Below are 26,380 nucleotides of genomic sequence, written 5' to 3' on the forward strand. Positions count from 1 at the left end.
TTGCTATTGTTATACAATACAATCTTGTACAAACGAATAGTAAAGAAAAATGACAAAGCAGTGATAAGTTTGCTTTTAGCTTGATACACTTTGTCATTGCAAATTTATTTAATACTCGAACCCACTTAAATTGGGCTCGGTATAGTATCACTTTATTAGCGGTCAAAAAATCTATGGTAAGACGTCGCCAGCAAAACACATCACAAAAAAAGCCATCCGGGGGCTTTGTTCGAATTATTAGTGGCTCATGGAGAGGAAGAAAACTGCCTGTTCATGATTTAGAAGGCTTACGCCCAACCATTGACCGAGTAAAAGAAACACTCTTTAACTGGGTTGCACAAGATATCCCACACTCGACGTGCTTGGATGTATTTGCCGGTTCTGGTGGCCTAGGTTTTGAAGCAGCGTCTCGCCAAGCAAAAATGGTGACACTGCTCGAAATGAATCAAAAGGCCGCCAAGCAGCTTTCTGATAATGCTAAAGAACTCAAAGCAGACAACATCAATGTCGTGAATACTGATGCTATCTCTTTCCTTAAGAAACCGGGCACTCCTTACGATATGGTTTTTCTCGATCCGCCATTTCGTAAAGGCTTACTGGCAGAAACAGTACAACTGCTTGAGAGTAACGGTTGGCTCGCAGAGAACGCCATTATTTACGTCGAGACAGAGAAAGAGCTGCAACTCGAAGCTATGCCAGAAAACTGGAAATTGCATCGCGATAAGACGACTGGCCAGTCTAGTTACCGACTGTTCAATCGAACGACTTAAGAATAGGAGTTATTGAATGAATATCTTGCTTCCACTAGCAAAAGCAGCCATCGCCTTTGTTTGGTTTGTCTTAATCGTCAATATTTTTCACCCGTTCCCGGGTAATGCGGCGATTGCACTTTATATCATGACGGCATTCTTGTTCTTCATGCATGGCCTACAGATGCTGATCTTTATCGGTGCCTTCGGCGATAAAATTGAAATGTCGCGTTGGGAGAAATGGTCAATTCTGATTTTTGGAATCTTCGCCCTACTCGATATCCGTCGTAAACACATGATGTAATCGAGCTTAAGGATCAAATTTACAAAGCTTAGATACAGACAACATCCTTGCGAAACAGTAGAGACAAAAACGCCGCTCAGTTAAGCGGCGTTTTTTATTGAACGATAGTAGCAATACTAGCCCATGTAACTCTTCACACCATCCAAGAACATTTGAGTCGAGAGCATAACTAGCAGCAAGCCCATCAAGCGTTCGACAGCTTTAAGGCCTCTCTCACCCAGCACTCGCAAAAAGAAGCCATTAAACATAAGAATGAAGAAAGAGGCTCCCCATGCCAGTAGCACAGCAGCAGAAAGCTCTAACATGTTGTCAGGGTGCTGTGTAGAAAGCAGAATCAATGCCGCAATCACTGATGGCCCAGCAATCATAGGGATCGCCATCGGTACAATGAACGGCTCTTCACCGGCCGCTAGGCCAGTAATGCTGCCAGCACTTGGGAAAATCATCTTAATCGCGATAATAAACAGAATTATACCGCCAGATATACTTAAAGTTTCAGGCTGTACATGCAGGAAATTCATAATGCTTTGACCTGCAAACAAAAACAGCAACAAGATGACGAGTGCGAACATCAACTCACGAATAAGAACAATACGACGACGTTTTGGATCGAGATGCTTAAGGATAGAGAGTACGATTGGCAAGTTGCCAAGCGGATCCATAATGAGAAACAGCATGGTGGCTGCAGATAATATTTCCATAAGTTTATCTCGAAAAACGTAAGTGCGCGGAAGTATAGCAGCCTCAACATTGATTTTCGAACACAGTAGCAAACTCGGTAATTTATACAGCCAGAAGAGTATTTATAGAGATACGTTTACCCTAAATGGTAAGGGAAGCAACAATAAGAGCATGTGCGAGAAAGTAACTGCCTGTTACCCAAAAGTAGGCCCCCTTGATTGGGCTACGATAACAATTTAAAGCATACGCCAATGCGGAAATCAGCAATACGCTACAACCAACAAAACCAACCGCATGCGACAGTTGAGGATCCAGCAACCAGACCTCACCAGCAGCCCATGCCAGCTGAATAAGCACCATACCCATGATAACCACAGGAAAGACAAGTTTGTCTAAACGGGGTAATAATAAGAAGAAAGCGACGATACATGCCGCCAATAGCAGTGCGAACAACCACCAGACCATTTCTCCCGACAGCTGTAACCAAAATGCTTTGCTGTAACAGAGTTGAGCCACCAAAAAACAAACAAAATACAGAGTACGTTTTTGAGTGAGAGAGTGAAGGACATCGGCAATCGCAGAGACAACCAACCCTGCCACCAACCAATAGGTAAAATCAGCGACGACAGACTGAGTTAAAGCAATGACCGCCAATAATACAAAGGTAAAGACCTTATACGATAAAGCCTGACCGATATGTCCATGTTTCGTTCCTGCTATTGCTCCAATACCAGACAAGGAAACCGCTAACCAACTCCACATACCATTTGCCCTATTGCTTTAAATCGTCGCCAGTCTAGGCACACGAGTGTTGATGTAAAGCCTCAGCCCTTCAAAATTGGATCTTGATTACGCTTCCACTAAAAAGAACATCTTTAGATTGAAGTCGTAACAATTATCACTACGATCATGATTACTGGTTTAACATTAAAGCGATTTATCGGAAAACCCGCCTAAAAGTACATTACAACCTTCAGCATTCGATTTTGGTCATTTCTAGCTTATCGAAATCATAGTAAACCAGCGATTTTCGCTAATATTCATACTTAAAAAATAAAAGAACCTCCATTAAAACCTAATAAATACATAATATTAGATTATAAAAAAACAAAATTAACTGACAAATGATAATTACAGACAGGAGTTAACTCTTAAAGTAAGTAACTTGTTTTTTTATCCCCATATTTGTCAGCCGCCTCCAAACTCTTTGTAAAAATCACCACCAAAACGAAACCAAAAATGAAAAAATAAAACAAAAATCAAACATAGGCACAACCAACCCTCATTAATACAGTTTAACAACCTTTAACAATATAAATCACAAAAACCAACCATTAAAAAACAGTAACTTAAAATAAAACAGAGCAAACATAAACCACAACGACCAAAATAAGAACACACCAAAAAACACAGTTAAACATAGAAAAACAAGATAAAAAGCAACAGTTCTCTATCACTTTTAAAGCCTTAGAAAGTAATTATTGATCTAAACCCATAAGTAATGCTATTCTTTAAAACATAGCGAAAGACAACCAAATTTAGGAGTAGTGTTATGATTTCATCTTCGCAAAAGCAAGGACTTGTAATGATCGCGGTAGTTGTAGGCCTCATGACGCTACCGATGATGTACTAAAGCAAGTTACAAATAAAAAAAGGGACGCTTATAGCGTCCCTTTTTTGTTCAATTTTTCACTTAGAAAACAGGTGCAACTTTAATACATCCCAATTCGCATAATAGAAACCAGCAGCAGCTAAAGTCATTACCATCATAAGTAATATCGCAACTCGCCAAATAAAACGACCACTACGTGGCGTCAGTTCCTTCTCACACTCGTTACACATCATTATAAATTGATGTTGATCTTCCAATTGAGCATCATGCTCATTCACTACCTTATTACGACATGTTGCGATATAACGCAGCTTGATTATCATATCGTGCGGTAGCCTTTCTTCACAGCTTGTTACAAGCTCATGCAGGCCTTCGCCTTCAGCGTGATAGTGTAGTCTCAATAATTTTTCTATATTGCGAACTCTTGTCACCACTTTTTCAATGTCGGTCATCTTGGCCTCCCGCTCCACACTATAATTCTAGTCGAGCATTTCCTTATTCTTATACAAAATCACTGTTATTTACGAGAGAAAGAGACAATAAATAACAATGCTTTAAACCAAACTGGCTATTAAATGTGAAGTCTACCGAAAAATAATCAGCTTAGCTTACAACAGTTCACGAATAGTGGCTTTCAACACACATATCGATTGCCGAAAGACTAGAATAACCACCTCAACAATATGGAGGTTATATGCCCAATTCACTCTTTTTTTCTATCTTTGCACTCGCAGTTCTAGCGGCTTGGGCATTTCTTGTTTTCTACCGAAAACACATGCAAGGCGAAAATGCACCAGAAAAGAAAGTGAACGTCACGGTACTAGATAAACAGTCCATCGACCTTCCCGACGTAGAGCCAGGCCAAGAAGATCAAGAGTACTGGATTTACGTTCAACGAGGTGTCGTTGGTCCGAAACGAGAATTCCAAGTCGGCATCCACTACTTTCACGCGCTTAATCCAGGAGATAAAGGAACCCTAACCTATCAAGGTGATAAATTCTTGCACTTTGCGTTGAAACGCTAATCGTAAGCTGTCTCAAACAATTATTAGACTTACTTCTACGGCAATAACCAGCGTGTTTTTTCGGACTTAGATACCAACCAACTCATCCATAAAGCCCCTGCACCACTAATCACAATCCATAACGGAATGACCCAAACAGGATGCCCTTGATACCAACCGAACGCTTTCATTGGCCATAAAAAGATAGGGTGCAGCAGATAGATACCCAAACTGTGCTTACTGATAAAACCAACCACTTGATTACTTTTTTCAGATAACCCTTCTCCAAAATAGCGACACAGCATAAACACCATGCTTGCTGCCAATACGGTATTCAGCGTCTTGTAAGATAACCAACGGCCAACCGTGTACTCCTCAGCGATTAGACTCGCATCAACCACCATGTAAACCGTGGTTAATAACGCTAGCCCACCCAGTAACACACTCACACCAACTGTCATCTTGTTAAGTGGCACAGTCTTATACAGCAAGTAACCCAATGGTAAGTAACCAGTGTACAACCACAACTCGTGACTCCAAGGGCCATCGATTTTCAGTAAGAACAGCAATGTTGTGAACAACCATACCGCCGTAAAGGCATAGACCGATCTATCACCGTACTTTCTAACCATGATCTGCAAGAACGGAATCACAAAGTAGAGCGGGATGAAGTAATAGAAGAAACCAAGGTGGTAATAGGTGTAATGATGGTAGCTATTGAGCAACACGTCCCAACTGACGTCGGCATCAAAGCCCATTGCCGACCAACCCGACAGGTAGGTATAGAAAAGCGACCAGACAATAAAAGGTATCAGTACCTTGCCCAGACGACGCTTGAGGTAGTATTTGGCGTCAAACGGGCGTTGATCACTGAGCATCAGTGCGCCAGTAATCAAGATGAACACAGGCACAGCCCAACGGCTGAATCCATTGACGGTGATTGCTGTTAACCATTCGCCGAAAGGAATGGTGCCTAGCTCGTTGCGATAAGGCGCCAAAACATGAATCGCGATAACCGCTACGGCCGCGACACATCGTGCTAAATCAAAAAAGAGAATTCGCTGCTTCATGTAAATGCCTGATTAATATTCAATCATTCTACTATAGCAATAAAAAAGCTGACCGGAATAAATACCAGGTCAGCTTATTGTTAAAGGAGAAGCATATCGCGAATTAAGATCATTCGACTTTAGATTATGAGACTTTAGCTCTTGTGAATGAAGCTCTTGCGAATGAGGATCATGCGGCTGATGTTTGCGGTACCTTAGGTAGGCGCAAAGAAATCACCGTTGTTATCGCTAAGAACACAAACGATACCCACAAACACGCAGACAAACCGGCCATTTGAAATACCAAACCCGACAGAATGGTGCCAATCAGACGGCCCATCGCATTCGCCATATAATAGAAACCAACATCAAGCGACACACCATCGCCTTTCGCATAACTCACAATAAGGTAGGAGTGGAGTGATGAGTTTACCGCGAAGATAGCGCCAAAAACCATCAAGCCACCAATGATAGCTAACTCTGGTTGCCAGCCTATCTGTACCGCATACGCAATTCCAGCCGTCACAATAGCCAATGCGCCCGCCCACAATAGCGCAGCATGACCATCAGGCACCTTGCCTTGTGCTTTACCGGTAATCTTCGGTGCTATGCCCTGCACCAAGCCGTAAGCGATGGTCCAAGCCGCTAAGAAGCCACCAACCCATGAATGATCCCAACCAAACACGCTGCCTAGATAAATAGGTAGAGCAATCACAAACCACACATCACGAGCACCAAACAGGAACATGCGTGCCGCAGACAAGATGTTGATGGATTCAGATTTAGAGAAAATCTGTTTGAACTTAGGTTTTGTTTTCGCTTTACCCATGTCCGCTTCTAAGCTCACCACACTACCAATGAAAACCAAGGTCAGTACAGCCGCCATCGCCAACACAGCGTATTGGAAGCCAATTGTAGAAAGCAACAAGCCACCAATAAAGAAACCTGCACCTTTAAGCGCATTTTTAGAACCAGTCAGAATAGCGATCCACTTATACAAAGCACCTTGTTGCTCATCAGGCACCAAAGTCTTAATCGAGCTCTTTGCACTCATCTTATTGAGATCTTTAGCAATACCAGATAAGGCTTGCGCCGTCATCACCCACGGAATGGTCAACATTGCGGTTGGCACCGCGAGCATCCCCAAGGCGACGACTTGCATCCCTAAGCCGATGTTCATCGTCTTATTAAGTCCAAGACGAGCCCCTAACCAGCCACCGATTAGATTAGTGACCACACCAAAGAATTCATAGAAAAGGAACAGTGAGGCGATTTCTAGTGAACTGTAGCCAAGGTCGTAAAAATACAGAACTACCAGCATACGAAGTGCACCATCAGTAATGGTGAAGTTCCAGTAGTTGAAAGTCACCAACATATATTGGCGAACGCTCTTACTTAGATTTGAAAACATAATGCTATCTCTACGATCTAAACAAAAAGAGCTTTTGGATCATGATAAGTTCAACACTTCAGATACCAAAAGCTCCTTGGATAACAATGATGGCTTATTAGCTGTTCGCTACGCCATTAATATACTCAACCTGGATTGGTTTAGTGAAGGCACCCGGGCGAAGTGACTGTACTTCTTGAACAATCTTGCTCAGATCCCAGCTCTTTTCTAACAACAAGTGTGCGGCCAACAAACCAGTACGGCCTGAGCCGCCCATGCAATGCATCGCAACCTTACCGCCGTTATCCACCACTTGGTGTAACGCAGGGCTCGCCGCCTGCCATTTCGCAGCAAAATCAGTGCCTGGCGCACAATCGTCTTCAATCTCGATCTGGAACCACTGCATGCCTAATGCTTGCGCTTTGTCACCTAGCTCAGAAACATTCTTGCTCGCCAGTTCTTGACTGTCTAAAGCTGTCACAATCGCTTCTACACCTTGCGCTTTAAGTTGAGCCAGAGATGCATCTAGGTCAGCTTCTTTGGTACCTGGGCACGGAGTAAGCACTAACGCACCAGTTTCTAAATCTAGTTGCCATGTTGGATGTGTCATTGTGTAATCTCTTAAATTCTTATAGAACCAATACTCAAAATAATTGGAGTTGCAGGTAGGCAGCCTTTTCCCTAAAAAGGAATGAAGTTCAGCCCTATGAGCATAGGGGCTCTATGTGATTAGGGTGAACTTACGCAGTTAACAACGCTGCAGCTTCAAGTATGGAGAGTATTATGCAAGGCCGACTGTACGTACAAGCTCAGCGGTACGTGTCGCGTAGCCCATCTCGTTGTCGTACCAAGCGTAGATCTTAACCATGCGCTTACCTACCAACATGGTTGATAGTGCATCTACGATAGTTGAACGTTGGTCGCCTTTGTAATCGATAGAAACCAGTGGGCGCTCTTCAAAACCAAGAATGCCTTTCAGTTCGTTCTCAGACGCTTCTTTCAGCATCGCGTTAACTTCTTCTGCTGTTGTGTCTTGCTTCACTTCGAAGATGATGTCTGTCAGAGAAGCGTTCGCTAGTGGTACACGAACTGCGTGGCCGTTAATACGATTCTCCAGCTCTGGGAAGATCTCAACAATCGCTTTAGCGCTGCCCGTTGTGGTTGGGATAAGGCTCATGCCACATGCACGTGCACGTCGTAAGTCCTTGTGGGGCGCATCAAGAATAGTTTGCGTGTTGGTTAGATCATGAATGGTCGTGAAAGAGGCATTCTCGATACCAAGCTTCTCATTGATCACTTTAACCACTGGCGCGATGCAGTTTGTTGTACACGACGCTGCGGTTACGATTTGGTGCACTGCCGGGTCGAAGATGTTGTCGTTCACACCAACAACGATGTTTGCGATGCCTTCTTCTTTCACTGGCGCTGATACCACAACACGTTTCACGCCCTGCTCTAGGTATTTGTTTAGGAAAGATGTCTTACGGTGAACACCGGTCGCTTCGATAACGACATCACAGCCAGACCAATCGATCGCGTCGATGTCGTGCTCTTTGGTGGTTTTGATGCGTTGACCGTTGATGATCATCTCATCGCCTTCAACAGCCACTTCATGGTTCCAACGACCTTGAACCGAATCGAACTCAAGAAGGTGAGCCAGCGTTGCTGTGTCGCCAGCAACATCGTTAATTTGAACAAATTCTAGCTCATCCCAATCGAATGCTGCGCGAAGTGCTAGACGGCCGATACGACCAAAACCATTAATACCTACTTTGACTGTCATTTTCTATTCTCTCAGTTAATTGCCTTCATATTTTGAAGCCGCAGCGTTGTTGATTACGTTCACTTACCCTAATCACATAGGACATCTATGCTCATAGGGATAAGTTCACTTGTCGCCTAGCTGCAACTCCAACTATTTCGGCAATAAGTTTTAATGTACTTAAACGCAACATTGAGGGCGTGAAGTCATGGCTTCTAGTCGTTCAATGTCTTGTTGATATTCAGTTTTCAAACAGTTCGATACGATAAGGTCATCAATTAACTTTAGCATCCAACCCGGTAAATCTTGTGACAAGCGATAAAACACCCATTGCCCTTGGCGAACGTCAGTCAAAATGCCATTTGAACGCAACTGCGCAAGATGGCGTGAAACCTTTGGCTGACTTTCTTGCAATGCCTGAGTCAACTCACCAACCGATAAGCACTCATTGCGAACTATCAACATTAAGCAACGCACTCGCGTTTCATCGGACAGTAATTTAAAAAATTGGTGAGGAAGCATAAAAACATACTCATATATGGATATACATATATACTAGTTATAAAAAAACGCACGTCAAGGCGTGCGTTTCAATTGTCATTAAAGTTTAACAAAGATAAATCAAAGCTGGTTGGTGATCGTATGGCTCCAGCGTCGAGCCTCAGTGAGCTCTGTTTTAACCTGCTCCACGTTCAGCCCTAGATTTGCGCAATGCTCATCGATCTGTTGCCAATCTGCATGTTCAAAACTCTCTTCAAGCGCCAATAATGTGCCATAAGGCCCCTCTCTACGAAGCAGAGCGACTTTGATGCTTTTACATAACGGTAACTGCTCGACAAGGTTCTCTAGCGACAGGTCGAGCAGCGCATCCAACAACGAAAACAAACCAATCATAAAGGCTTGCTCTTGGTGCCCTTCAAATGCTTGGTAGCGAGACATACGCTGGCAAAATTGTGCGCGCTGCAAAGACAAACCGTATAGCTCTTTTGGTTTTTTATCAGAGACATAAGAGGCCACCGCCAACGAAACAAACATTTTCAGCTTATCTTGCCCCAGGTAAACCAAGGCCTGACGGAATGAAGAAATGGTAACTTCAAGTCGTGGAGACATAGTGTTCACAAAACGCAACAGCTTATAGGACAAAGCGATATCTTTAGCTACGATGCTTTCGACACGCTGGAAGTCAACGTCAGGCTTACACACTTCCTGGAATAGCTCCATGGCAATCACTTGCTCTGGGCTAATGTACTTAGTCTTGATAATTTCTGGCTTACTAAAGAAATAGCCTTGGAAGAACTTAAAACCGGCCTCTTTTGCTTGCTGGAATTCTTGCTCGGTTTCGACTCTTTCAGCAAGAAAGCTAAACTTCTTCCCTTGATGATCCTTCACCAAATCGCACGCCTCATCCAAACCCATCTGCATAATATCGAGCTTAACAATATGCGTGTACCTGAGAAAACGTTCCCACTCAGGTGTTGAGGTGAAATCATCAAGGGCAATCATATAACCCGCTTGATAGAGCTCTTTAACGGCCTCTAAGAGCTCATCGGTCGGTGTACAGGTTTCAAGAATTTCCACCACGACCTTGTCTTTAGGCAAGCTTAAAGGAAGCCGACGAATCAGGCTCTGGTACGGAAAATTAACAAAGCAACGTGAAGACGGAATCGAAGGGTTGAGTCCAACCGACAAGAAGTTCTCAACAATCAGACGATACGTTGCTCGATTGGACTCAATATGCGCTGGATAGGCATTCCTTTCTCCATCGCGAAACAACAGTTCATAACCAAGCGTGTTCTTATTACGATTTAAGATAGGTTGTCGAGCAACGTACGTAACGGTCATTTATTGATAACTCTAATTGGTTTAACGAGAACTCTATTGCTTTCACTATGCTTTGGCAGCAGCCAGCAAGGCACCGCAGCCCATGAACATACCACCAAATATTTTATTTATCTTACCCATTATGCGATCTGAACGGATAAAACGCCCCATTTGTGAAGCTAATGAGGTGTAACCCAACATAACAACACTATCAATAAATACCGTCGTAACACCTAACACTAACAGTTGCGGTTCTTGCGGTTGTGTCGGGTCGATAAACTGAGGAAACAGAGCCACCAAAAACACGATAGATTTTGGGTTGGTAAGGTTGATAAGCACAGCATTTCTCAGCAGTTTGCCACTTGATAGCGTTGAGCTCTCTTCAGAAGCCACTAAGCTAGAGTTGTCGCGCCACTTTTGGATGCCCAACCAAAGTAGATACACCACGCCCACCCATTTGATGATGGTGAACGCCAATGCAGATTGAGCCACTAATGCTCCAATACCTGCTCCCACCAGCATGATGTGAAATGCAAGGCCAAGCTGTAAGCCTGCGATCGATGCGAGTGACTTCTTGGTGCCATAACTTAGCCCATTACTGATCGAATTCACGGTGCCGGAGCCCGGAGCCAAGCTAAACAAAATCGCAGTAACGACATAAGCAAGCCAAACATGAGTATCCATTTGCATTTCCTTACTAGTTCTTTAATCTAATAACATTAGTAGTAATAAAGCTCTCACACGTATTAGCTCAGGTAACTTCCCATGGAAAACCACAGTGTCACCCCGTTTTCTTACACGCAAGAACCTCAGTTCGAGCAAGCGATTAGACACCTGATCCCTACCCTTTGGCAACAACGAAAAGAAGGGTATATAACATCATCTGGTAAAAAGAAACTGTATTGGTGTAGCTTAACCTCATCAACACACACCAAAGCCATTGTGATTGCCAATGGTCGTATCGAATGTTGCTTAAAATACCAAGAACTCTTTTATGATCTCTACCAGCAAGGTTATGACGTTTATTCATTTGACCACCAAGGTCAAGGTCAGTCAGAACGAATGGTAACAGACTCTGACATTGGTCACATTCATGAGTTTGATGATTATGTATCCGACATGTCTGACATCATTGACAGTTTTGACCTTAGCAAGTATGACAATCGTTACTTGTTGGCTCACTCAATGGGCAGCACTATTGCTACACGCTACTTGCAAACACACCCCGAACAGCCGTTTGACAAAGTCACCCTGTGCGCTCCGATGTTTGGTATCAATACCGAGTGGTATCTTAAGCCGATCGCGATGGTTGTTGGACAAGTACTCACCGCCTACCATATCAAGCCTGTCTATGCTCCAGGTCAACAAGCGTACAACTCAAAGCCATTTGAAACTAACCTGCTAAGCCACAGTCAGGTACGTTATCAATGGTTCCGAAACTTATATGAAGAGTCTCCCGCATTACAAGTAGGCGGAGCGAGTACCCGTTGGGTATGGCAAGGGTTAATGGCGGCAAAACAGTCAATCCAGCAAACTCGTCAAATCAAAATTCCGTTGCTGTTGATTCAGGCTGGGGAAGAGAAGATTGTCAGTAACTATGCTCAAATAAAGTTCATCAATAAGCTAAGAAAAACCAACCCCGTTTGCCAATTAAAAGTCATTGAAGGCTCTAGGCATGAGGTGTTATTTGAACAAGATAAATACCGTAACCAAACTCTGGATGCCATTATTCAGTTTTTTGTTTAGCTCAGCACACCAAGAGAGATTAATTACAACTAAGATAAGCGCTAAAGAGGAAGAGAAGTAAGTGAGCTTTGCCCTCTTTTCTTGCGCAGATTTGGCATACAATTTCTGCATAGAGATATTGTACTTTAGAGGACGCTAGCACTAGCTAGTGTCGATATCAGCTAAACATTTTGCAATGAGGGTTAAATGACTATTCCTGCACTAAAAGATTCCGTGAAAATCGTTGCCTCTGATTTAGATGGTACGCTACTAGCACCTGATCATCAGCTCAGCGATTTTACTAAACAAACACTCACGAAGTTACACGACCAAGGTTATACCTTTATCTTCGCAACAGGTCGCCACCATGTCGATGTGGCAGGTATTCGTGAGATAGCTGGGATTCCGGCCTATATGATCACTTCAAACGGTGCACGTGTGCACGACCAGAATGATCAACTAATGTATAGCCAGAACGTGCCTCAGGAATTAGTACAACCGGTTATTGATATTGTTCGCCAAGATCCAAACATCTTTGTTCACATGTACCAGGATGAAGATTGGTTGCTGGATCGTGAAGATAAGATGCTCGCTAAATTTCACAGTGAGTCTGGCTTTAGCTACAAGCGCTTCGAAGCGGACAACGCACCAAGTGACGGCATTGCGAAAGTCTTCTTCACACACCCAGAGCAAGACCATGAATACCTAGTAACGTTTGAGCAAAAGCTAAGAGATACGTTTGGCGACAAACTGAACATCGCTTTTTCAACGCCTTGGTGTCTAGAAGTGATGGCAGCAGAAGTATCTAAAGGCCATGCGTTAGACGCTGTCGCGAAATCTCTGAACCTGACACTTGATAACTGCATTGCCTTTGGTGATGGTATGAATGATGCTGAGATGCTGGCTATGGCAGGTAAAGGCCTGATCATGGGCACATCGCATGAGAAAGTGATGAAAGCCCTGCCAGACAATGAAGTGATTGGCAGCAACGCAGACGATGCGGTTGCTCACTACTTAGAAAAACACCTGCTTTAATCTAGACAGGTCTAATCGAAGCCATCTGAGTAAATAAAAAAGCAGCCACTGGCTGCTTTTTTGAACCTTACGCTAAAACCTTCCTCTAACGTTAACGAGAACTGAGAACTTCTTTACTTAAAATAGTCTGCCACTCCTGCTCGGTAACAGGCATGATGGACAAGCGATTACCTCGTTTAACCAATGGCATCTCTGATAGTTCTGGCATGGCTTTCAATGTTGCTAAAGGAATCAATCGCTCGGTTACTCGCACAAACTCGACATCCACCATAATCCAGCGCGGGTTGTCTGGTGAAGATTTAGGATCGTAGTAATCACTCTCAGGCTCGAATTGAAAATGGTCTGGGTAGGCTTCTCTGGTTACTTTCGCGATCCCCGCTACGCCAACTTTTTTACATGATGAATGGTATATCATCACCAGATCTCCAAGTTTGACGTCATCTCGCATCATGTTTCGAGCCTGATAGTTGCGTACCCCCTCCCAACAAGAGGTTTTTTGTACCCTAAGAGTTTGAATAGAAAAGGTGTCGGGTTCTGTTTTAAATAACCAATATGCCATAATAAATCCAATTAACGGTTGCTTCGAGGAAGATATAACATGAAGGTAATGAAAAACCCAGTGACATGGCTAGTCGCATTCGCGCTACAAGGTTGTGTAACGGCGCCAGATACGCCGCAACAACCTGAAGTTCCACCAGCAACCTTGGATGAGCCACTCAGCATTCAACCGCAAACCTTCATCATGCGTGGTCAGGTTGTGGTTGGCCATGAGAGCCGAACCTTCACCCCTTGCGGTAGCCAGCAACAATACTGGTTAGATTTATCGCCAGAGTTGGCACTTGAAGCGCAAGGCTTAGCAACCAGACCTTATCAAGCCTTGTATGGTGAGCTCATCGGCCACCTAACGGTACCAAGCCAAACTGGATATAATGCCGACTTCACCGCGCGCTTCGTGGTTGACCAAGTCAATATCCTAACCGCAGAGAACCCTGATCGCTGTGACCAACCCTTGCGCTCTACTCATGTGTTCGGCAATGAACCATTCTGGTCTGCGACCTTTGATAAAGACCAACTCAAATACACCAAAATGGGCGAACAGCCACAGCGACTCAATATCGAATCAAGCCGCACTACACCAAGCACTCGTGACTACCAACTAGAAGGTCAATCAGCGCAAGGCGAGCTCAACCTGACGAAAGAGAGTTGTAGCGACGGCATGAGCGACTCTATCTATGGCTGGGAAGCGAAACTCAATCTTAATGACAGCAAGTACAACGGCTGTGCAACAGTATCTAACCAAGATCCTACGCTAGACTGGAGCGGACTCTACTTCGCAAGCTCAACCCAAAACTCAGGGTTCTCTATCAACCTAGAACTCAACGATGACCACAGCGCAATCACGACCTACTCATACAGCAATGGAGACCCTTCGATTGTTGAACAAGGCTTCTGGCAGCAACTCAACCAAAATCAGGTTCAAGTTGTGATGACTCGCCACCAGCAGCAATACCTAATCTCTGAGCGTATCTTTACGCTCGATAACGGTAAGCTGACCGCTGAGAAAGAGAAAGTAGGCAATGTCGTCTACCCGATTGCCAATGGTGGGTTGGTATTGTTTGAAGCCAAGAGCAAGCAGGCGCAAGTGAACGCGACCACAAACGTTGATCTAGCTGCAAAGGAGATAAACTCGAGCGATCAACTTGATCCAAAAGTCGACCAAGCGATCCGAGAGTATTTTAAGATCAACAAGACCTCACCGGGCAACACTAAGTACCGTTGGCTTACCTATGACCTCAACGGTGATGGCAAAAAAGAACTGTTTGCTCAACTCGATTGGTGTGGTTCAGGTGGCTGTACACTGCTTATCTTTGAAAATCACCAAGACAAGTGGCGCTTCAATAGCCGAGTAACATTGGTTAAGGGCGATATACGCTTAGGTAAGACTCAAAATCACGGCTGGCAGGATCTGATCTTCAATGTCAGCGGCGGCGGAGCAACACCTGCAAAACATGTACTGTCTTACACTGGGGTTAGCTACCCACTCAACCCAAGCGTCGCGCCAGTCGCCGATGATGCTAATATCAGCGACGTGGTGTTATTTGCTGATGGCGTCTCACCCGCACAAAGTGGAGTCAAGCTGTAAACATGAGTAACCAACAAGCTTGCCCTAGTTGTGGCTTCACTCACCAATGTATTTGTCACCTGATACCTAGTGTTGAAAGCCAAATCGCTCTGGTACTGCTCACTCATGAGAATGAACTATCACGCGACACCAATACCGGGAAGCTGCTGCAACAATCGCTTGAGCAGTGCGAGTCATTCGTATGGCAAAGGAAAACACCGCCAGCTGATTTAATATCATTGCTTGACGATAACACGCTACAACCTTTTCTGTTGTTCCCAAGTGAAAAGAGTATGGAGTGTCAGCAAGCGGTATTGAACGAAACGAATGACCGAAAACCGTTGTTCATCATCTTGGATGGCACATGGCAAGAAGCGAAGAAGATGATCAACAAGAGCCCGTGGTTAAAAAACATTCCTCAGGTTCATCTCGATATTACGAGTGAATCTTCCTATACCCTACGCCGCAATCAAGACAGTGGTCATCTGTGTACCTGTGAGGTGGGTGTCGAACTATTCAAAGCATTAGGTGAAGAAGAGCCTGCAAGACTGATTGACGATTACTATCAACATTATCTCAAAGTATTCCAAGCGGATAAATGTGGGCACTCACTCAAATAGTTAAGTACAGAGGTTTGAGATAAATAGCGTAATCCAAAAGGGTGAGCCATAAGCTCACCCTTTTTTACATCGTACTTTAATCTATTGAACCAATTTGTGTTTCACGTGAAACGCTCTATTAGAACAAACGTTGAGGCTCACCAAAGTAATAACCTTGTAGGTAGTCGACACCCATTTGCTCAGCTATCTCACAAACTTGCTGATTATGGACGAATTCAGCCACCGTTTTGGCATTAAACACTTGGCATAACCGAACCAACTGAGAAGCAATACTTCTTTGCTTTTGGTCTTTGTCTATATTACGAATCAGGCTACCGTCGAGCTTAATAATCTGTGGTTCAAGCTTGATGATCTCATCAATGTTGGAATAGCCAGAACCAAAATCATCAACAATGATTCTCGCCCCAAGAGCACGGAAGTGATCACACACCTCAATCATTCGGCCATAATCTTTAATCTGTTCTGACTCGATAACTTCTATACCAAGTCTCGTGGGATCGTTGATGCCACAGATGGCAGCCTCGAGAATCTCAAGAGTCTTATCACTCAACAAGTCTTGTGGGGAAAGGTTGATCGAGAACGGGCTCTGCTTATCCGCCATATAACCTATTGTGTTCTTAATCATGTGTCGGCTAAGTCGAGTATAGAGATGCGTATCAGCAATCATAGGTAGGAACTTACCTGGTGGGACAATAGTACCATCTGATTCCATGATTCTTACCAAACACTCTTGGCCAATCATTTCGTGAGTGCCCGATGCCACAATAGGTTGTGAGTAAGTGATAATATTCTGATCTAAGATCGCTCGGCTTACGCAACTCAACCAACCGAGTTGTTCCTTACGATCCTCTTCACTAACTTGAATGTCTTTGGCGTTAGTAATATGAGTATTGTTACGCACCCCATAACGTCGAGCCTCAATCGCTTTTAACAAAATCTCATCGCCCGTGTCGGTAAAGAAGTCGCAACGACTGGCGAAGCCACCACACAGAGAAACTGACAGGTAATCAATATCGGTTAATCCATACGGCTCAAAATTAATGTGTTCAATATCATCAGCAAACTCAATGAAACCTTGCTCTATCTTTACGCTATCAACGCTCGCGTTAAAGATGATCGCCCATTCGCCAACACCAATACTGAAAAGTTCTACTTTTAATTGAGACTCCTTCCCCACACGAAGCTGCAATCGCTCAACAAAGTGATTGGACAAATCGAGTAACAACTGGTCCCCAACTTGGTAACCATATTTTTCGTTAACCTGATGAAAGTTGGTTAACTTGAGTGTCAGCAAATGTTCAGTGAGAGTAATCGTATTGAGACGTTCTTTTAATACAATACGATTCGGTAAGCCAGTACGAGAATCAATCCGATAGCTTTCCGTTAATTTTCGAGCCTGTAGGTGAAGTTTTTTCTCCATCTGAGTGTTCACTTTACCGAGATCGGCGACTGCATTTCTGACAAGATTAAGCAGTGGCGACACCGTTGAGCCACACTGAAAATCTTCACTGTGAAACTCTTTGATTTCGTCCGACTCGCGCATCGCAATGTAGGTGAGGCTGTGGTGAAGTATCTCTTGGCGATCTTCATTACGATATAACTCCCCCATACAGTATGCACCGCACGCATCCACTATCCCCTCAAATGGCTTCAACTCAAGCTTACTATCAATAAATTCCAGCCGAGAGACACAGTTATAAATGATCACAGATTCAGGTTGATGCATAGCAAGCACCTTCGCGCCATGACGAACTTTTTCTGCGCTCAAAGATGGGTGATTATAACAAAACTGCGCTTCCTCTCCGGTATGCCAAGGGCTATCAAACTCAATACTGCCATCATCATGAATGTGCCGCGGTGTCGAGATCTCCTTCTTTCTGCCTAACTCTCGATAGAGCGGAAAACTCATCAACTGACTGAAAGGGAGATCTTTGCCGTCAGCAAGGTAATATTTGAATACATCGATCGCGGGTTTATCATTCAGCGAATATAAACGGTTTCCCACCGCGTGAGTCACTCTAAATTTAACCCCAATCGGATTCCACTCAGAGTACGCATCCGACCACACTTTCAGTTTAGGGTTAGTCAAAGCCACTGCTACGCAAGCGTGTTGGTAGGTCTGCTCGTTATGTAAAACCCAACGGCCAAATTCGTTTTCCTGACACAATCCACCAGCAATAGGTAATACGTAAGGTAAGTTTTCAAAGGCACTATAGATAGGGTAATCACGACCTTCAATCTGATCGCACAGACTTATCACTGCTTTGGTATCTTTAGATAGACCCAACTGGGAAGACAGTACTTGGCTGTCATGAAAGGGATTGCCCGTAAAAGGCTGAACGGTAGAGGTTAAACTTGTTTCATTAAATTCACTGATAATGACTAAGGTACATGCACTCTTGAGAGTGTTATCACAGATCACATGACGAGCACTCTGCCCGATTAAAGTGGCACGGTTTAAATGATTTAAGGCGATACTCGCAATCCGACGAGCGACATCCGAGGATTGATCTGAGAAAAGTTGAATAAGGTATTGTTTATTGTCACACCACTCTCGCTGATCGAATTGAGATTTGAATAACTCCTCAGTATGTGCGAGAAATGTAAATGTTTGCATGCCGAACCTTGTTCAAAATCGAGTAAAGTGAATAACCTGCTATGACTGAAATGAATCGCGAATAACGCCGTACCAATAATCCTAGTCTAAACCAAGTTTGAATAGCGACTAATCTAGCTATTCATATTATAAATGCGGCGTAATGAGCTTACAGTAGCGGTTAAATCAGTCGCACGAGATCGCTAAGTTGGTCTATTTCAACATCAGGTAGCACTCTTGCCTTAGGAGATAGGTATAAACTGGAACCAATGTCATTAAACCAGCATGCTTGGAAACCACTTCGCTTCGCACCGTAGACGTCGGTTCTAAGATGATCGCCAACATGAAGAATGTTCTCAGCATCACACGCTAAGTCTCGCTGGGCTTTATCAAACATATCTGGGTAGGGTTTTGCTCTGCCATCTGGGCCAGCTTTAAGGATTAGTTGAAAGTACTGCCCCAAACCAATTTGATGAGGATCCACATTACCATTAGTAATCGCAACTAAAGGAATGCGTTGGCTGAGTTCTTTCCTCACTCGATGCGTTTCTTGAGGGACATCGACTTGATTACGTAACCATAAAGCATGCTCTATTCCTTCACGGGCAGCTTGCTCTGCTTGCTGCTGTGAATAACCCAACTGCAGTAAGCCGACCTTAATCTGAGTCTCGCGCCATACGGTGACATCGTGCTTTAAATTGGGGTTTTCAGCAGCGACCTGTTGTTTCACCCCCTGCCACTCTTCTTGTGATAAAGAAGCCGACACCGGATGTTTTTGATTCAACCATTGCGCCATCTCTTTTTCTACTTTCATTATCACAGGCCAGTTATCATACAAGGTGTCATCCAAGTCAAAGGTCATCGCTTTGATGGTCTTTAACCCTCGATAAATTCGCATAGTAAACCCTTATCTAACCTTTGTTCTTCTTACGTGCTCTTGGGTGAGCTTGATCGTACGCTTGGGCTAAGTGTTGGAAGTCTAAGTGGGTATACACTTGAGTAGTCGAGATATTTTCGTGCCCCAACAGTTCTTGGACAGCTCTAAGGTTCTGGCTAGACTCAAGCACATGCGTTGCAAACGAGTGGCGAAGTTTATGAGGGCTTATGTGGCTCGCCACAGATTGCTTCTTACCCCAATCTTCCATACGTTTTTGTACACTACGGTGAGAGATGCGCGTTCCTAACTTAGAGACAAACAAAGCGTTTTCACCCGGTGAAGCTAAGTCACCGCGTACTTTTAGCCATTTATCGACCCACTCTTTAGCCAAACCAGAAAAAGGCGCTTTGCGTTCTTTGTCGCCTTTACCAACCACGCGAATTTCACCCTGTCGACCCAACACATCTTTTAGATTGATGCTGACCAACTCCGCCAATCGTAACCCCGCACCATACATTACTTCCATCATAGCTCGGTCACGAATCGATAATGGGTCATCTCCACTTACTTCAAGCAACTGACCAACCTCGTCGACATCGAGGTTTTTAGGTAAAGGACGCTGCTTGCGAGGTGCCGAGACCCCTTTGGCAGGGTTGGCGGTCATTTCGCCACGCAACACAAGGAAATCAAAGAAGCTACGCAGTGAAGACAAGCGTGTTGCAATACTGCTCGCTTTCATACCTTCACGCATGCCTTTGCTAGCAAGTTGTCTTACCCACGCCGCGTCCACTTGCCCCCAATCTTTCAGCCCGAGGGTGACCAAGTGTGCGGCCATAGTTTCAAGCTGTTGTTTGTAATTACGTTGAGTGTGTAGGCTAAGCCCCTTCTCGCTTCTAAGGTACTCATAAAAGCGAGAAAGTGGAGTTTGAAGACGATTAGGAAGAGGTGCTTTGGGCTCTAGGCTCATCATTTATCTGCCAAGGTAAGGTGTCCGCCAAATGCGCAACGACAAGCGCTAAATGGCGTAAAAATAGCGTATCCATATACGGTTGGAAATGACCACCATCTTCACTAGAAAAGGTGAGCAACCCCAACGGAGACTGCTTAGTAAGTGGTAGTACTACATAAGAGCCTAGCTCTGGAACTGGATAATCACCAAACAAATCGTGTCTGTCGGCTTTTCTCAAGCGCCCTAGATAAGCATCTTTGCCGTTGAAGTGGTTAAGCGAAAACTTAGAGTAACCCTCAGCACTCAACTGATAAAAGCCAGATTGCGAAAGAATTCGAACATGAGCCTTAAGCCCAAGATCTAACGCTTTTTGTTCAACGGCTTTTATCACCTGCATAAAGTCGTTGCACTTCAGTACTTGGACTTGAAGATCCATAAACTCATAGAAAGTTTTATCGTTATTCGCCGCCAGCGACATCAAGCCAGTGATCTCTTCTTCGAGCTCTTCAATTCTATGACGTTGTCGTTTTAGCTGGACTTCAACTAAGGAAACAGCGCCCTGCTCAATATTATTGATAGCAAGGCGATCAACCAAACCTTTCCTATCTTGAAAAAAATCTGGGTTATCACGTAAATATTCCGCGACCACTTCTGCGGTGAGTGCATCGGCTTCAACGTAAGACAAAACCTATCCTTTATGTTTTATGAATCTATTAGTGATGAATCGTTATTAACAAGAAAGTTGACCATCAAACACATGTGTTGCAGGGCCTGTCATAAACAGAGGCTTACCCGGGCCTTGCCAACTAATGTGTAAGTCACCGCCAGGTAAACGAACCTTCACATTCTCAGCCAGCAAGCCTTGAATAATACCAACCGCAACCGCGCCACATGCTCCGCTGCCACATGCTTGAGTTTCACCTGCACCACGTTCGTAAACACGCAAGCGAACCTCTTCACGGTTAACCACTTGCATAAAGCCAGCATTCACACGCTCAGGGAAACGTTCATGTGATTCAAGAAGTGGACCTAGCGTTTCAACATCAGCAGTATCCACATCATCAACAACCGTGACGACATGTGGGTTACCCATGCTCACGGCGCCACAGAATAAAGTGTGCTCGTCCGTTCTTAGGATATACGTCTTCTCTGACTGCTTTGCCTTAAAGGGAATCTTGCTAGGTTCTAACTCAGGCACCCCCATATTGACGGTGATCTGATCATTATCCTCAATCTTAAGAACCATTTTACCTTTCTTGGTGCTCACGTTGATGCTGTATCTATTCGTTAAACCTTTCATTCGAACGAATCGTGCAAAACAACGAGCGCCATTACCACACTGTTCCACTTCACTACCATCCGCATTAAAGATACGGTAATGGAAATCAGTTTCTGGATCATAAGGAGCCTCAACGACAAGCAGTTGATCAAAGCCCACACCAGTGTGACGATCCGCCAAACGACGGATCAAATCTGGAGAAAAGAAGATATTTTGAGTAATGCAGTCCACGACCATGAAATCATTGCCCAAACCATGCATTTTAGAAAAGTGGAAGTGCATAACGCTTAAAATTACTCCGGAAGAATGTTTTCAAGTTCCCACAGACTCGTAAGCTCTTCACGCTGACGAACCAAATGAGTTTTATCGCCATCCACCATCACTTCAGCCGCACGCGAACGAGTGTTGTAGTTAGATGACATCGCGAAGCCATAAGCACCAGCGGAGCGAACTGCTAGTAGGTCACCTTCTTCAAGAACAAGGTCACGATCTTTACCTAGGAAGTCACCCGTTTCACAGATAGGGCCAACCAAATCATAGGTCACAGACTCACCCTGACGTGGGCTCACTGGCACAATATCCTGCCATGCTTGATAAAGCGCGGGACGCATCAAATCATTCATTGCTGCATCTATGATGGCAAAATTCTTATGTTCTGTTGGCTTCAGGAACTCGACTTTTGTTAATAATACACCAGCGTTCGCCGCAATCGCTCTTCCTGGTTCAAAAATCAGCTCCAGATCAGAATGATTTTCTAATCGAGCAAGCAGAGCTTTCGCATAATCGGAAGGTTGTGGTGGCAATTCATCGCGATAAACCACACCCAAACCACCACCTACATCGAGGTGCTTGATATTAATACCATCAGTTCGCAGTTGATCAATAAGTGCAAGCAGACGGTCTGTTGCATCGATGAATGGTTCGAGATCCGTTAACTGAGAACCAATATGACAATCGATACCATGGATAGATAAGTTATCGAGTGTTTGTGCAAAAGCGTACACTGCAGGAGCACGATCGAAAGCAATGCCAAATTTGTTATCACGTAAACCAGTAGAAATATAAGGGTGAGTGTTGGCATCAACATCTGGGTTGATACGCAGTGAAATAGGCGCTTTAACACCCAATTCGCCCGCCACTTTATTTAACCGTTCGAGTTCTGGTTCAGACTCTACGTTGAAACACTTAATGTTCAACTCAAGCGCACGCTTCATTTCAGCGGCTGTTTTACCGACACCAGAGAACACAACCTTTGCCGGATCGCCACCGGCAGCAATCACACGCTCTAACTCACCGCCAGAAACGATATCAAAACCTGAGCCCAAGCGAGCTAAAGTATTCAATACACCAAGGTTTGAGTTAGCTTTAACGGCATAACACACCAAGTGCGGATGCTCACCAACTGATGAATCGAACGCGTTCCAGTGGCGTTCTAATGTTGCGCGAGAATATACATACAGCGGTGTACCATATTGCTCTGCGAGTTGTGAAAGTGCGACGTCCTCAGCCCAAAGCTGGCCATCTTCCTGATAGTTGAAGTAATCCAAAGTTCTTATCCCTTATAAATAACGATTTCTGCGTGTTTCACTTATTCTGATTGTTCTGCCTGTTGTACTTCATCAGGATCGTACAACGGACCTGTTTGACCACAACCAGAAAGTCCAATAACGGACACCATAAACAGAGCGGTAATTAATTTTTTCATTTTGCATATCGTGATTATTAACTCAATGCCCCCTATAATCGCACCACACTCAGGAAAAGCAATAGGATAGAAAGGATGAACGATACTGAATTTCATCAACTGGTCGATATACAGATGCAAAACATCGAAGAAGCCATCGATGAATCAGAGGCAGATGTTGATTACGAAGTGACAGGCAACGTGATGACGCTGGAATTTGAAGACCGCAGCCAGATCATCATCAATCGCCAGGAACCAATGCATGAGGTCTGGTTAGCGTCGAAATCTGGAGGCTTTCACTTCAAGTTAGTTGGCGACAAGTGGACATGCTCAAAGACTGGTATGGAACTGTTTGAGATGGTTAAAGAAGAGTGCGTGAAGCACGCAGGTGAAGAAATTGATTGGGTTTAATCATTTGTAAGAAAAACTAAAAGGAGTGAATCAATCACTCCTTTTTAATATCTACCCGCTGAGATAAACCTAAATATTTACTATCTTTGAACTCCGCGAAGACAAAATAGCATCATTGCGATAAGGCACAACATAAGAGCTGCCTTCTTCCGGATGAACAATTTGGTAATACTGAGGTAGATTGAAATTAATCAACTTAGATGACACCTTTGTCTCATCTTTTACCGAGGTATAGAAAGAGTTCACGCTCGCAATCATCTCATCTTTCTCACCATTGTATTGGTGGTAAGCCTCAATTTGATTAGATTCATCCAATACGTAAATATTGAAACCTTTATCCGTATCTTCAAAGAAAAATTGAATTAAACCTTCACTCGCAAAACCATCCACCACTTCTGGTAGTTGGTATTCTTGTTCTTTATCGAGCATCAATAGTGGTGAGCCCTTCAACTTATTTGTTGAAATACTACGATAGAAATCAACCGAATTTTCGAGCATTTGTACCGATACTCCACGGCGTTCGAAGAACAGACCGAACATCTTGTTCGCTAAGCGGATAGCCTTAAAGCGACGACGTTTCTCTGGTTCGATCGGTTTCAAGCGTAAATCAATACACTCAGCCAGTAATTGATAAACCATGTTACGCATCACACCGCGCAAGTTTTTGCTGTAGCAGAAAACATCAACAGACTCTGGAGGTAAAGCATCTTGGTGCATTTTTCCAAGTACCGTCTTCAAAGCATCTAGCATTGCAGTATCACCTTGGAAATGAAGTGTACGCACTTCATGCCAAGAGTTTCGATAAACCAAATCAACACTGCCGACTAAGCTCTTGCCTTCTTCTCCAAAACTGAAAATATCAGCGTTCTTCACATCCACTTTCAATGCACGACCCGTTAACTCCGAAGTCGGGTCGTTTTCGAAGTTGATGAACATCGCCAGTTGGCTTATCTCACACGGACTCGCGAGCGCTTGCATACTTGGACGACGCTTACGCAAAGAAAACGTATTACGCAGATCACTCACCATTTGATAGAACTTATCAATATCAATATGAGCATCACGAACGACAGAATGCAAACGAGTTGATTCCGTAATTAAACCATTAAAGAATGACCAAGCCACCAACTTACTCAAGTACTCATGGTGCTCGAGCGATGGCTGACCAAGGATTCGATGGGCAACCAGTGGTTGTTTATACAGATACCAACCGGCCTTGTTAGCTTGGCCTTGGCGAACCTCAATAAAGCTCAAATCCGGCTCATGAAGATCCGGTGAGATTTGTGGGTTCAATAACGTCACTTTACCTGGTAACACTTCAAAAGCCGCATAAAGCTTACGAGCTAGGATACTGATATCTTGTGGGCTAATCGCTGAAGTAATGTTATTACGACGAGCAAACTGAATCAGGTTACGATAGCTCAGCATCAATGCATCAAGCAGTGCATGGTGCACAACTTTAACCTGCTCAACCTTCCAGTTACGGCGGTTATCGAGCTCTGCAATGATTTCATTCCCCCAATTCCAAGATGTTGTCATCTCAGTCAAAGCTTCACGACGCCAGGCCACAGACCCCATACCCGCTTCACGTGACAGTTTCTCATGGGTTTTCAGGTAGAAACAGCGCCTCACTAGATCCAATCGAATATGATCGTTTATCCGCTCTAGGTAACGAGTCACCTTCTCGAGCATCAGATAGTAACTGTCCATACCATAGAGATCAGGTTCATCCGTAAAAAAGCGACGCTTGGTATCAATACTTAGAAGTTGTGTATTTGGATATTCCCAAGAATAAGCTTCTAACAAGATCGCCTTCAACACCGATTTATACGGTGAGTCGATACTCTTATACAGTTGCCACAAGTTGGACCCAAAATACTCTTCAGCAGGGATGCTATTCAACTTACCGAAATCAATCCACTGCGAACAATCAAGAGCCCCACCCTGACATAAGCCTTGAACATACTCGTCATAGCACTCCTCCATTTCTGGCGGAATGATTTGCCATAACAGGCGTTGACCAGCCAAACGAACCGCAGAACGATAAAATTCATCAAGTAATAATAGGTGCTGAGACGAGCCACAATTATCTCCAGTCATCTCTTCAGAATGATTCGAACGGAAACGCTCTTCGTCCATCAGGAAGAAGTTAGCTTCAATGCCTAAGGTTTCAGCCCAGTCCGTAATAAGCAGACATTTATTCGTCAGGCTATCACGTGACGCGCCATCCATATCCGACGAAACACAGACCCAAATATCGAGGTCACTAGAGGTGCTTTGGCCAATAGAAGAAGTGCTACCCATAGTGTACAAACCCAAGATAGCAGGCTCAGTAGCCTCGGTGAGTTTACCACCCAGCGTTAATTCAGTATCAGAGACAAATTGCTTTTGGAATGAGTTTAAGGTGAAGCTTCGTATTCCAAAAGGAACTTGCTCGTCGTAATAACCAGGCATCATGGGATGATTAAAATGAAGCAGTGCAGGTATTAGGTTGAAAACTTGCTGGCCTTGCAAATTCATCAACGCCAACGCTCGATCAATGCGCTGTTGGTTTAGATTGTCCAATCGTTGAATCAAAGTCTGAGTGTAAGCCTGCAAGGTAAGTCCTTGGTTTAAGATAAATGCACATCTGTTTAGTTACTAAACGATACAAGCAACAAAACGTGATCAATTTAACACTTTTACCTTTAATGGTAAAGCAAAGGAACCAG

At 44.1% G+C, this 26,380-nt stretch carries 27 protein-coding genes; 8 read left to right on the forward strand and 19 right to left on the reverse strand.

Features of this window, described 5'->3' with window-relative positions:
* Nucleotides 1-173 precede the first annotated feature (173 nt).
* Both rsmD and ACED48_RS18240 read left to right on the forward strand, forming a co-directional pair.
* Nucleotides 174-770: a 16S rRNA (guanine(966)-N(2))-methyltransferase RsmD gene (gene rsmD / locus ACED48_RS18235; RefSeq protein ID WP_017055522.1), complete on the forward strand. Its 597-nt coding sequence runs from the start codon at nt 174-176 to the stop codon at nt 768-770.
* 16 nt (nt 771-786) lie between these two features.
* The gene (locus ACED48_RS18240) at nt 787-1,053 is read left to right on the forward strand and encodes a DUF1145 domain-containing protein (RefSeq protein ID WP_017055523.1); all 267 of its coding nucleotides are present in this window, start codon (nt 787-789) and stop codon (nt 1,051-1,053) included.
* Between the two features lie 116 nt (nt 1,054-1,169).
* On the opposite strand, the gene ACED48_RS18245 is transcribed toward ACED48_RS18240, so the two are convergent.
* The 3 genes from ACED48_RS18245 to ACED48_RS18255 form a co-directional block, all read right to left on the reverse strand.
* Nucleotides 1,170-1,754, reverse strand: coding sequence for a YhgN family NAAT transporter (locus ACED48_RS18245; protein ID WP_029626862.1), 585 nt, complete (start codon nt 1,752-1,754; stop codon nt 1,170-1,172).
* A 121-nt stretch (nt 1,755-1,875) separates the two neighbouring features.
* Nucleotides 1,876-2,496 (reverse strand): lysoplasmalogenase, encoded by a 621-nt coding sequence (locus ACED48_RS18250; protein ID WP_017055525.1) that lies wholly within the window; start codon nt 2,494-2,496, stop codon nt 1,876-1,878.
* Between the two features lie 927 nt (nt 2,497-3,423).
* Nucleotides 3,424-3,798 (reverse strand): hypothetical protein, encoded by a 375-nt coding sequence (locus ACED48_RS18255; protein WP_017055526.1) that lies wholly within the window; start codon nt 3,796-3,798, stop codon nt 3,424-3,426.
* Nucleotides 3,799-4,040: 242 nt separating this feature from the next.
* Between ACED48_RS18255 and ACED48_RS18260 the strand changes: the two genes are divergently transcribed.
* Nucleotides 4,041-4,370, forward strand: a complete 330-nt coding sequence (locus ACED48_RS18260) for a DUF2500 domain-containing protein (RefSeq protein WP_017055527.1) — start codon at nt 4,041-4,043, stop codon at nt 4,368-4,370.
* A 35-nt stretch (nt 4,371-4,405) separates the two neighbouring features.
* Here the strand turns inward: ACED48_RS18260 and ACED48_RS18265 are convergent, their stop codons facing one another.
* The 7 genes from ACED48_RS18265 to rhtB form a co-directional block, all read right to left on the reverse strand.
* Complete coding sequence (locus ACED48_RS18265; RefSeq protein WP_017055528.1) at nt 4,406-5,419, reverse strand: acyltransferase; 1,014 nt, start codon at nt 5,417-5,419, stop codon at nt 4,406-4,408.
* A gap of 169 nt (nt 5,420-5,588) precedes the next feature.
* Nucleotides 5,589-6,809, reverse strand: a complete 1,221-nt coding sequence (arsJ, locus tag ACED48_RS18270) for an organoarsenical effux MFS transporter ArsJ (RefSeq protein ID WP_029626864.1) — start codon at nt 6,807-6,809, stop codon at nt 5,589-5,591.
* A gap of 97 nt (nt 6,810-6,906) precedes the next feature.
* The gene (locus ACED48_RS18275) at nt 6,907-7,398 is read right to left on the reverse strand and encodes a cyclin-dependent kinase inhibitor 3 family protein (RefSeq protein ID WP_017055530.1); all 492 of its coding nucleotides are present in this window, start codon (nt 7,396-7,398) and stop codon (nt 6,907-6,909) included.
* 171 nt (nt 7,399-7,569) lie between these two features.
* Nucleotides 7,570-8,571, reverse strand: coding sequence for an ArsJ-associated glyceraldehyde-3-phosphate dehydrogenase (locus ACED48_RS18280; protein ID WP_017055531.1), 1,002 nt, complete (start codon nt 8,569-8,571; stop codon nt 7,570-7,572).
* A gap of 159 nt (nt 8,572-8,730) precedes the next feature.
* Nucleotides 8,731-9,072, reverse strand: coding sequence for a metalloregulator ArsR/SmtB family transcription factor (locus ACED48_RS18285; protein ID WP_017055532.1), 342 nt, complete (start codon nt 9,070-9,072; stop codon nt 8,731-8,733).
* A gap of 99 nt (nt 9,073-9,171) precedes the next feature.
* Nucleotides 9,172-10,392, reverse strand: coding sequence for an EAL and HDOD domain-containing protein (locus ACED48_RS18290; RefSeq protein ID WP_017055533.1), 1,221 nt, complete (start codon nt 10,390-10,392; stop codon nt 9,172-9,174).
* A gap of 45 nt (nt 10,393-10,437) precedes the next feature.
* Complete coding sequence (rhtB, locus tag ACED48_RS18295; RefSeq protein ID WP_017055534.1) at nt 10,438-11,055, reverse strand: homoserine/homoserine lactone efflux protein; 618 nt, start codon at nt 11,053-11,055, stop codon at nt 10,438-10,440.
* An 81-nt stretch (nt 11,056-11,136) separates the two neighbouring features.
* On the opposite strand from rhtB, the gene ACED48_RS18300 reads away from it, so the two are divergent.
* Together ACED48_RS18300 and ACED48_RS18305 are read left to right on the forward strand one after the other, a co-directional pair.
* Nucleotides 11,137-12,117, forward strand: a complete 981-nt coding sequence (locus ACED48_RS18300) for an alpha/beta fold hydrolase (RefSeq protein ID WP_017055535.1) — start codon at nt 11,137-11,139, stop codon at nt 12,115-12,117.
* Nucleotides 12,118-12,303: 186 nt separating this feature from the next.
* Nucleotides 12,304-13,131, forward strand: coding sequence for a Cof-type HAD-IIB family hydrolase (locus ACED48_RS18305; protein WP_017055536.1), 828 nt, complete (start codon nt 12,304-12,306; stop codon nt 13,129-13,131).
* Between the two features lie 91 nt (nt 13,132-13,222).
* On the opposite strand, the gene ACED48_RS18310 is transcribed toward ACED48_RS18305, so the two are convergent.
* Entirely contained in the window at nt 13,223-13,690 is a 468-nt protein-coding gene (locus tag ACED48_RS18310) for an EVE domain-containing protein (protein ID WP_017055537.1), read from the reverse strand.
* Nucleotides 13,691-13,729: 39 nt separating this feature from the next.
* On the opposite strand from ACED48_RS18310, the gene ACED48_RS18315 reads away from it, so the two are divergent.
* A complete protein-coding gene (locus tag ACED48_RS18315; RefSeq protein WP_017055538.1) occupies nt 13,730-15,274 on the forward strand; it encodes a COG3650 family protein in 1,545 nt (514 codons plus the stop codon).
* Nucleotides 15,275-15,276: 2 nt separating this feature from the next.
* A complete protein-coding gene (locus tag ACED48_RS18320) occupies nt 15,277-15,873 on the forward strand; it encodes a tRNA-uridine aminocarboxypropyltransferase (RefSeq protein WP_017055539.1) in 597 nt (198 codons plus the stop codon).
* 118 nt (nt 15,874-15,991) lie between these two features.
* Here ACED48_RS18320 and ACED48_RS18325 read toward each other — a convergent pair whose 3' ends face one another.
* The 7 genes from ACED48_RS18325 to ACED48_RS18355 all read right to left on the reverse strand — a co-directional run bounded on the left by ACED48_RS18325 (nt 15,992) and on the right by ACED48_RS18355 (nt 23,375).
* Nucleotides 15,992-18,490 (reverse strand): EAL domain-containing protein, encoded by a 2,499-nt coding sequence (locus ACED48_RS18325; RefSeq protein WP_017055540.1) that lies wholly within the window; start codon nt 18,488-18,490, stop codon nt 15,992-15,994.
* Nucleotides 18,491-18,650: 160 nt separating this feature from the next.
* Entirely contained in the window at nt 18,651-19,367 is a 717-nt protein-coding gene (gene yigB, locus ACED48_RS18330) for a 5-amino-6-(5-phospho-D-ribitylamino)uracil phosphatase YigB (protein WP_017055541.1), read from the reverse strand.
* A 13-nt stretch (nt 19,368-19,380) separates the two neighbouring features.
* Nucleotides 19,381-20,313, reverse strand: a complete 933-nt coding sequence (gene xerC, locus ACED48_RS18335; RefSeq protein ID WP_029626866.1) for a tyrosine recombinase XerC — start codon at nt 20,311-20,313, stop codon at nt 19,381-19,383.
* Entirely contained in the window at nt 20,282-20,980 is a 699-nt protein-coding gene (locus ACED48_RS18340; protein ID WP_017055543.1) for a DUF484 family protein, read from the reverse strand. The genes xerC and ACED48_RS18340 overlap by 32 nt, the downstream gene beginning before the upstream one ends.
* 45 nt (nt 20,981-21,025) lie before the next feature.
* Nucleotides 21,026-21,856 carry a diaminopimelate epimerase gene (gene dapF / locus ACED48_RS18345; protein ID WP_017055544.1) on the reverse strand — a complete coding sequence of 277 codons (831 nt, stop codon included), beginning with the start codon at nt 21,854-21,856 and terminating at the stop codon, nt 21,026-21,028.
* 11 nt (nt 21,857-21,867) lie between these two features.
* The gene (gene lysA / locus ACED48_RS18350) at nt 21,868-23,121 is read right to left on the reverse strand and encodes a diaminopimelate decarboxylase (RefSeq protein WP_017055545.1); all 1,254 of its coding nucleotides are present in this window, start codon (nt 23,119-23,121) and stop codon (nt 21,868-21,870) included.
* A gap of 41 nt (nt 23,122-23,162) precedes the next feature.
* Nucleotides 23,163-23,375, reverse strand: coding sequence for a lipoprotein (locus tag ACED48_RS18355; RefSeq protein WP_017055546.1), 213 nt, complete (start codon nt 23,373-23,375; stop codon nt 23,163-23,165).
* On the opposite strand from ACED48_RS18355, the gene cyaY reads away from it, so the two are divergent.
* The gene (cyaY, locus tag ACED48_RS18360; protein WP_017055547.1) at nt 23,355-23,669 is read left to right on the forward strand and encodes an iron donor protein CyaY; all 315 of its coding nucleotides are present in this window, start codon (nt 23,355-23,357) and stop codon (nt 23,667-23,669) included. The two genes, ACED48_RS18355 and cyaY, sit on opposite strands and share 21 nt — an antisense overlap.
* 69 nt (nt 23,670-23,738) lie before the next feature.
* On the opposite strand, the gene ACED48_RS18365 is transcribed toward cyaY, so the two are convergent.
* Complete coding sequence (locus tag ACED48_RS18365; protein ID WP_017055548.1) at nt 23,739-26,267, reverse strand: class I adenylate cyclase; 2,529 nt, start codon at nt 26,265-26,267, stop codon at nt 23,739-23,741.
* Nucleotides 26,268-26,380: the final 113 nt, after the last annotated feature.

It is taken from the genome of Vibrio sp. 5S239 (assembly GCF_041439575.1).
GTDB lineage: Bacteria > Pseudomonadota > Gammaproteobacteria > Enterobacterales > Vibrionaceae > Vibrio > Vibrio kanaloae.